Below are 2,263 nucleotides of genomic sequence, written 5' to 3'. Positions count from 1 at the left end.
CGCATCAGCTCGCAACTGCCGCTGCCGTGGCAAGCCTTCATCGCGCAGTTCGAGGCCTTGGGGCCCTTCCTGCGCGAAGGCGGTCCCCTCATCTGGGTCGGCTGCCTGATGATTTCGCCGGCTTTCATCATCCTCGGCTTGTCCCACTGGGCATCGCTGCTGCTGTGCTGGCGACCGCGCTGGCCCAAGGTCATCCGCGAGGCCGGCCTGCCGGGCAAGCCCATACCCGCCTTGTCCACTGCCSACAACTACCCGCCAGACATCCGCGAGCAGCTATTGGCCAACGCGCACCGCTGGGCCGTGCGTCCTGGTCGGCGCCCAGATCGCAAGCACGTCGCAAAGACGTAATGGAGATAGCATGGCAACCCAATCCGACCTGCGCTTCACCTTCGCCGTCATCGGCGGGGTAGACTTTGAGGTCATCGAGTTCGATCTCGACGAAGCCCTCTCCGAGACCTTCCGCCTCGACGTGCAGCTGACCCACGCCGACCCCGACCTCGACTTCGCCACCATCCTCGACCTGCCGCCCTGCTCACCCTCTGGCGTGGCGACGAACCGGTGCGCCATGTCCATGGGCTGGTCAGCCGCTTCGAGCAAGGCGACACCGGCTTTCGCCGCACACGCTACCGCGCCGTGGTCGAGCCCGGCCTTGGCTGGCTGCTTGTGTTCGAGGCCGCCCTGTTCGGCCACAAGTGGCTCAAAGGGACCAAGGACGAAAAGGAAAAAGCGGAGTTGGCCGCCGCCTTGACAACCTTCGCGGCCGGTCTGGAAGTGTTGGCCTGCGGCACGGAGATCGTGCTGCGCCAATATGCCGCCGCCAGTACGACGGGCGTGGGCGCTACGGTCTTTCTTGGTGGACTCAAGATATGGGGTGGGGCGTTGGCTACGGCAGTTGGCATCTATCTCGCTAGGTACGACTGGTCCGATGCAGACGAAGCCCGAAGGCACGGAAATCGTGGGTTGACTGCGGCTTATCTGACCCGTTTCACGGTGACGCTCACCATGATCGCGAGTCAGGCCAGCATCGCATTTGCAGCGGCGGGGCCGATGCTCAAATTGTTAGCCGAGCGCGCAGTTTATTCTCGTTGGTCTCCTTTGCTTAGCGCTCTAGCCAGATCTGCCGCATTCCTGGGCAAGGAAACCGTCGCCCTACTGATGCGGCGCATCCTGCTTCGTGGCACCTGGATCGTACTGGCCGTTAGCGCATTCATTGCCATTTTCGATGACGACGCCCTGCAAAAATGGTGCAAACACACCATGTATCGCGGACCCAAGTTCAATGGGGAAAAACCATACGAGGATACGCAAGAAGAACTTGCCGCTCTCTATGGCGGACTGCAAGAGGTGCTCTGATGTACTACGCGGAGTGGATGGCATGGCTGCTCAACATCAAGTCTGACCAATGGTTTGAGGAGAACATGGGAGACGCCGACGGCTCAAAGAAGCCACTGGTGGAACCCGTGTACGCAGAGTCCGTGGCCGAAGACAAAGCGCGTCAGGCAGCGAAACGGTTTGCTCACGCCGAAACGCGCGGTCCGGTCTATGCCTGCAACAACACCTATCTGGAAATGCGTTGTGGCGGCATGGAGGAGAAGCGTGGGCTGCTAACTCTAATCTCTCTTGTCATTGTTGGCATGGTGACTCGCGGATGGGTTTCCAGTTCAGGCCCAATCGTGTGGGGGCTTGTATCAGGAACAAACCAGGCATTTGGCAGGCCGATCGGCGGCAGCGAGTATTTTGATCTATTTTTCGATGGTGCCCTTTTTGGAATTCCGATTTTCCTTTATTTCAAATACGCCTTCCGCTTCACGCGCCTGGAAGCGCTGACCTCCCGCTATCTGCTGATCCGCTTCAACCGTGTCACGCGACAGGTCTATCTGCATCGTCCTCCCAGTTGTGGTGGGATTGCTGCCGTGCCCTGGGAGGGCGTCAGCACGGAGGAAATCGCCGGGCAGCGTCTCCTTGCTGGCTGGTTTCCTGGCGACACACCGCTGCCCTTTCCCGTCATGGCCTTCGTCGGCAAGCAAAGCAGCAGTGCGGACGACCTCAAAGCGGAGTGGGAGTTCATCCGCCGCTACATGAACGAGGGCGGCCTGTCGGCCGTCCCGAAGCCGCGCATCAGCTCGCAACTGCCGCTGCCGTGGCAAGCCTTCATCGCGCAGTTCGAGGCCTTGGGGCCCTTCCTGCGCGAAGGCGGTCCCCTCATCTGGGTCGGCTGCCTGATGATTTCGCCGGCTTTCATCATCCTCGGCTTGTCCCACTG

At 60.8% G+C, this 2,263-nt stretch carries 2 protein-coding genes and 1 pseudogene; all 3 read left to right on the top strand.

Features of this window, described 5'->3' with window-relative positions; all coding sequences use genetic code 11:
- A pseudogene (locus AB4Z48_RS40360) lies at positions 1 to 348 on the top strand (hypothetical protein); the annotation flags it as partial.
- A gap of 210 nt (positions 349 to 558) precedes the next feature.
- Positions 559 to 1,353, top strand: coding sequence for a hypothetical protein (locus AB4Z48_RS40355; protein ID WP_441624491.1), 795 nt, complete (start codon positions 559 to 561; stop codon positions 1,351 to 1,353).
- A partial coding sequence (locus AB4Z48_RS40350; RefSeq protein ID WP_441624489.1) for a hypothetical protein occupies positions 1,353 to 2,263 on the top strand: 911 nt, incomplete at its 3' end. The genes AB4Z48_RS40355 and AB4Z48_RS40350, both read left to right, overlap by 1 nt.

This window comes from Cupriavidus sp. 2TAF22 (assembly GCF_052115045.1).
GTDB lineage: Bacteria > Pseudomonadota > Gammaproteobacteria > Burkholderiales > Burkholderiaceae > Cupriavidus.
The sequence above is the reverse complement of the archived record's forward strand: the minus strand, read 5'-3'. Positions and strand labels throughout refer to the sequence as shown.